The sequence below is a fragment of the Mucilaginibacter lacusdianchii genome, from assembly GCF_009770985.1.
Taxonomy (GTDB): Bacteria; Bacteroidota; Bacteroidia; order Sphingobacteriales; family Sphingobacteriaceae; genus Mucilaginibacter; species Mucilaginibacter lacusdianchii.
This window is the reverse complement of record NZ_WSRW01000008.1, coordinates 60,066-66,136: the sequence shown is the minus strand read 5'-3', so window position 1 is coordinate 66,136 and position 6,071 is coordinate 60,066. Positions and strand designations below refer to the sequence as shown.

The window sequence follows — 6,071 nt, the reverse complement described above, 5'->3', positions numbered from 1 at the left end:
ACAAGTGAGGGGTTTTGCGTTTCTATAGACTTTGCTCTTAATCATTATACTGCCAGAAGTTTATACGGTATACAGTGTAATGACCACTCCTCGCTCACTCGCGTCTTAACCTTTGTGCTTTATTGACCTTCGCCTTAAGCAGCTAAGCCGGCAAATTGCTTTTATAGGTCAGTCGGTTATTGTTAGCAATTACTTTTGTGTCCCTCTTATTTACTGCTAATCTTTACTTAAAAATCTACTCTTTATTGGCTCTTCAGCTCGACTTCGTTTGGTTGCGAGAATAGCTAATGTTAGGTTATTTTTAATGATTATAAATTGTCCATAGCGATCTTATTGACTCGAACTTAAGATGTTGTTCTTTGTTGCTATTTAGCTGAATGTAATTATAAAACTGTAATTAACGCTCAAGTTACTAGCTTATGAACAACATTATTGAACAAACGCAGCAGACCAACGCTTGGCCTTTGGCTCATGCTGTACCTGAACCGGAACGAGCACAAACAGTGGTCTTGAATATCAACGGACAGGAATGCCATCTTAGGATTGAACCATGGGTAAGTCTATTGGACGCATTGCGAGAATACATTGGTTTAACGGGAACAAAAAAAGGTTGTGATCATGGACAGTGTGGCGCTTGTACAGTTTTAGTAGACGGAAAGCGTATTAACTCATGCTTGTCATTAGCCGTGATGAAACAGGGCTGCGAAATTACTACTATTGAAGGTTTATCTAAAGGCGATGACTTGCACCCTATGCAGGAAGCGTTTGTAGAACACGACGCTTATCAGTGCGGTTATTGTACACCAGGACAAATTTGTTCAGCCGTTGGCTTGATTAATGAAGGCAGAGCACATACCCGTGATGAGATTAGCGAACTAATGAGTGGTAATATATGTCGTTGTGGTGCCTATCCCAACATATTGGATGCTATTGAGCAAGGGAAAGGAGCGATGAAAAATGAATAGGTTTACTTATGCAAGTGTCGCGGACACTAACGCGGCCTTTGCAGAACTGGATGAACATGATACCCCAAGATACATTGCCGGTGGTACTAACCTGCTCGATTTGATGAAGGTTAACGTTGAGAAACCTGATCATTTGATTGACATTACTCATTTAGCGTTTAATAAGATTGAAGATACGCCTGACGGTGGCTTACGCCTTGGTGCCTTGGTCACCAACGCAGATACGGCGTGGAACGAACAGGTTGAAAAGCGTTACCCGTTGTTATCTAAAGCGATATTGGCGGGTGCCTCGGCACAATTGCGTAATATGGCTACCAATGGTGGAAACATGTTGCAGCGCACGCGTTGTTATTATTTTTACGACACGGCAACGCCTTGTAATAAGCGGGAACCCGGTTCGGGCTGTTCGGCAATCAATGGTTACAACCGTATTCATGCCATATTGGGTGCTAGTGAAGATTGCATTGCTACACATCCTTCTGATATGGCTGTGGCTTTAGCTGCACTAAACGCTATGGTGAACGTTACAGGTAAAGACGGCGACCGAAGCATTCCGTTTGCTGATTTCCACCGTTTGCCTGGCGATCGCCCGGATTTGGATAACACCCTAAGCGCCGGCGAAATTATAACATCTATTGATGTTCCACCCAATGGTTTCGCTAATCACTTTGAGTATTTGAAAGTGCGCGACCGGGCATCATACGCTTTTGCACTAGTGTCAGTTGCTGTAGGGCTGGAGATGGATGGTAACATTATTAAAGAAGCACGTATCGCTTTAGGTGGCGTAGCCCATAAGCCGTGGCGCAATACGGAGGCCGAAGGCTTATTAACCGGGCAAGTGGCGTTAACAGAAAACTTCAAAAAAGTAGCAGACGCTATCATACAAGATGCCAAGGGATATGGCGATAATACTTTCAAAATAGAATTGGCAAAACGTGCCATAGTAAGGGCGCTAAGTACCGCCGCTGGATTGGAGGTACAAGCATGATAACAACAAATTATATCGGGCAGCCGCTGAGTCGGGTAGACGGGCGGGCTAAGGTAACCGGTCAGGCTAAATATGCAGCCGAGTTTAATGTAGTGAACGGCATTACTTATGGTTTTGTAGTATCCAGCCCAATCACTAAAGGGAAAATTACTGCAATAAACACCCGGCAGGCGCTAAGCTTGAAAGGCGTATTGCAAGTGTTTACTCACGAGAATGTGTCCGGGCAGGCTTGGTTTGATAAGGCTTATCAAGATCAGGATGCACCGAAAGATGGTTCGCCATTCCGACCTTTCCAAAACAACGAAATTCAATTTGCCCTGCAACCAATCGCACTAGTAGTGGCCGAAACGTTTGAACTGGCTCGTTATGCCGCTTCACTTGTCCATTTTGAATATGAGGTAGATGATAAGCTTGTTGTTGGTTTAGAGCAAAATCTGGACACAGCCCGTAAGCCTAAAACTTATAAAGTACCGGTAACTAAGCCGCGAGGTAATGCCGAAGACGCTTTTGAGCAATCGGCAATTAAACACCACGGCAATTATTATCATGGTAGCGAGCATCATAACCCTATGGAAATGCATGCCACCACTGCCATTTATGAAGAGGACGGTTCACTTACTGTGTATGATAAAACGCAGGGCGTTAACAATAGCCAGCAATATGTAAAGCAGGTGTTTGGTAAAATACTTACCAAGGTTCGGGTGATATCGCCTTTTGTAGGTGGAGCTTTTGGTTCGGGTTTACGGCCGCAGTACCAATTGTTTATGGCGGTGCTTGCGGCGCTGGAGTTAAAGCGTTCATGTAAGGTGGTACTTACGCGTCAGCAAATGTTCTCATTTGGGCACCGGCCAGCTACTTTGCAAAAAATAATCATTGGTGCGTCAGCTAATGGAAAGCTGCAGTCTATCATGAACAAAGCTTTTAGCGAAACATCGCAGTTTGAAGAGTATACAGAAAACATTGTAAACTGGTCGGGCTACATGTACCATTGCGAAAATGTAAACTTTGATCATCAAATTGTTCCACAGGATGTATACACACCATTGGATATGCGTGCGCCGGGAGGTGTAACTGGTGTATACGCCATTGAATGTGCCGTGGATGAAACCGCTTACAAAGCAGGCATAGATCCGCTGGAATTCCGCGTGCTCAATTATGCGGAGAAAGATTTGAATGATGATCTGCCATTCTCGAGTAAAGAACTTCGCCAATGCTATATACAGGGAGCCGAAAAGTTTGGCTGGAACAAGCGCAGTCCCGAACCTCGTTCCATGCGTGATGGGCATAGTCTTGTTGGTTGGGGCGTGGCCACAGGTGCCTGGGAAGCGCAACAAATGCCGGTCAGAGCCAAAGCAATTTTATCGGCTGATGGTAAGCTTACGGTAAGTTCGGCTACATCTGATATTGGTACCGGAACCTATGTGAGTATGACACAAGTAGCTGCCCAAACTTTAGGCTTAGCTATACAAAATGTTATCTTCAAGCTTGGCGATACCGATATGCCTATGGCACCGTTGCAGGGTGGTTCATGGACAGCTTCATCCGTTGGGTCGGCAGTATATTCGGTTTGTAACGACATCAAATCGAAATTATTTAACATGGCACGCAAGGTAGATAATTCGCCTTTTGCCGATGCTAATGAAGACGATGTAATTTTTGATGACGGCAAAATTATTCTAAAAATCAATCCGCAGGTGTATCTGACTTATACCGAAGTGATGCACAGAAGCGGTGTCAATGTCATTGAAGAAGATACCACTTCATTGCCAAACATGCAGAAGCAAAACAAGTTCTCTCGTTATACGCACTCTGCCGTGTTTGTGGAAGTAAAAGTAGATGAAGATCTGGGTACCGTACATGTTACCCGTGTGGTAAATGCAGTAGCGGCAGGTCGTATCATCAACCCAAAAACAGCGCGCAGCCAGGTACTAGGCGGTGTAGTGTGGGGTATTAGTCAGGCATTGCATGAAGATTCGGTACTGGATAACAATTTAGGCCGTTTTATGAACCACAATCTGGCCGAATATCATGTGCCCGTTAATGCCGATATCAAAGACATTGATGTGATTTTTGTAGAAGAGCATGATGAGGTAGTAAACCCTTTAGGTGTAAAAGGTTTGGGTGAAATTGGTATTGTTGGTGTAGCTGCAGCTGTATCCAATGCCGTTTTCCATGCTACCGGTAAGCGGGTTCGGGATTTGCCTATTCAGTTAAATAAGCTGCTGTAAAACCTACTCATACTCTTTTGGGTATGTGAGGTTTAAACAACNGCTGCTGTAAAACCTACTCATACTCTTTTGGGTATGTGAGGTTTAAACAACAAATGTCATCTCGAACGATAGTGAGAGATCTTTTGAAAAATGAAGTTTAAATACCGTTTTCAAAAGATTTCCCGCTGCTGCTCGAAATGACATTTATATTTTATAAGTAACTATACTTAGCTTTGCTACTTACACCAATGTCCATGAATACGCCCGAAAAATCATTCTCTCATATTGATACCGAAACCAATTACCCAACCATGGTAGATGTGAGCGACAAGCAGGTTACCAAGCGTACTGCCCGCGCCCGCAGCATTGTGGTGTTGGGAGCGGAGATTATGCAGCACCTGGCAGGGAATGATATTCAAACCAAGAAGGGACCGGTATTTCAAACGGCAATTATTGCCGGTACTATGGCAGCAAAAAAAACGTCGGATTTAATACCACTGTGTCATCCATTGGCTTTAGAAAATTGCAAAGTACAGATTAATGTCAACGAGCAGCAGGAGGTGGTGATCGACTGCATAGCTACCATAACTTCTAAAACCGGCGTGGAGATGGAAGCTTTAACCGGCGCCAGTGTAGCTGCCTTAACTATTTACGATATGTGCAAAGCATTTTCGCACGATATTGTTATAAAAGAAACCAGACTGCTCGAAAAAACCGGCGGCAAAAGCGATTATCGTGGATAAACAACATCAAAAGCATGCAAAGCTAACGCGCCCTTCATTAGGCGAATTTAACCGTAATGAGTTAGCTATTTTAGGTACTAATTGTGCTGCTATTCGCCATTTGGTTAATCAGTTAATACAGGGTTTATCTGAAAAGTATGCGATAGCCTATGTTGATGCCGACCACAAAGCCTCGCAAGTGAATGAAGAGGCAGCTTTAGCCAATGGTGCAACCTTGGAATTTGTAGATAAAATCACTTATCGAAGTTTAAACTACGCACAGGAATTTAACGCATTTCAAAACCGCCAGTTGTTTAACCAGCAAGATTTGGTGTTGGTAAATGGTAATCATTTTAAAGCTCAGAGCCAGATTGTAGTAATTGACCCGGCTAAACCACTGGACAAAAAGCTGGATAAACTAACCGACGTTAAGTTAGTTGTGTTTACCGAGGGGATTACCGAATTGCCCGAATGTTTTAATTCGTTACCTCATTTGGCTGATGTTCCGATACTGACGTTTGATAACGTTGCTGGCATTGCCGATTTTATCAGCAAATATATGATTAATCGCCGCCCGTCTTTAATGGGTTTGGTATTGGCTGGGGGCAAAAGCGAGCGCATGCAAACCGATAAAGGCAGCATCAACTATCATGGTAAAAGCCAGCGCCAGCATGTTTATGAGTTACTCAGTAAGCATTGTGAACAAGCTTATATTTCATATGCTGATGAATCTGCCGTGCATCAGCAAGAAGGGCTACCTTTTATACTGGATACATTTACAGGTTTAGGCCCATACAGTGGTCTATTATCCGCTTTTCAAACCAACCCTAATGCGGCTTGGATTACGCTGGCGTGCGACTTGCCTTACCTATCTGCCGAAACTATAGCTTATTTAATAGATCATCGTAATCCCTCTAAAATAGCTACTGCTTTTATGGATAGTGAAAATAGGTTTCCAGAACCATTGATTACCATTTGGGAGCTGCGGGCTTATCCTGTTTTGCTGCAATTTTTAAGTCAGGGGTATTCCTGTCCACGTAAAGTACTCATCAATTCGGATGTGGAGTTGCTGCAAGTACCCAACGTGCGCGACCTGCAAAATGTCAACCATCCGGAAGAACGGGAAGCAGCCATGCAGTATCTGCACAAAGGGCAATAGCTAAAAATCTGTTATATTGCACCTTTT

The 6,071-nt window shown here is 43.7% G+C and carries 5 protein-coding genes; all 5 read left to right on the top strand.

The features are described 5' to 3' along the window. Positions 1 to 419: 419 nt before the first annotated feature. The 5 genes from GPM24_RS21025 (at position 420) to GPM24_RS21005 (ending at position 6,044) form a co-directional block, all read left to right on the top strand. Positions 420 to 965 carry a (2Fe-2S)-binding protein gene (locus GPM24_RS21025; RefSeq protein WP_158829517.1) on the top strand — a complete coding sequence of 182 codons (546 nt, stop codon included), beginning with the start codon at positions 420 to 422 and terminating at the stop codon, positions 963 to 965. Then, positions 958 to 1,953 (top strand): FAD binding domain-containing protein, encoded by a 996-nt coding sequence (locus tag GPM24_RS21020; protein WP_158829515.1) that lies wholly within the window; start codon positions 958 to 960, stop codon positions 1,951 to 1,953. The genes GPM24_RS21025 and GPM24_RS21020 overlap by 8 nt, the downstream gene beginning before the upstream one ends. Continuing rightward, positions 1,950 to 4,181: a xanthine dehydrogenase family protein molybdopterin-binding subunit gene (locus GPM24_RS21015; RefSeq protein ID WP_158829513.1), complete on the top strand. Its 2,232-nt coding sequence runs from the start codon at positions 1,950 to 1,952 to the stop codon at positions 4,179 to 4,181. Before GPM24_RS21020 ends, GPM24_RS21015 begins: the two co-directional genes overlap by 4 nt. A gap of 236 nt (positions 4,182 to 4,417) precedes the next feature. Then, the gene (gene moaC, locus GPM24_RS21010; RefSeq protein ID WP_158829511.1) at positions 4,418 to 4,906 is read left to right on the top strand and encodes a cyclic pyranopterin monophosphate synthase MoaC; all 489 of its coding nucleotides are present in this window, start codon (positions 4,418 to 4,420) and stop codon (positions 4,904 to 4,906) included. Further along, positions 4,899 to 6,044, top strand: a complete 1,146-nt coding sequence (locus GPM24_RS21005; protein WP_158829509.1) for an NTP transferase domain-containing protein — start codon at positions 4,899 to 4,901, stop codon at positions 6,042 to 6,044. Before moaC ends, GPM24_RS21005 begins: the two co-directional genes overlap by 8 nt. Positions 6,045 to 6,071: the final 27 nt, after the last annotated feature.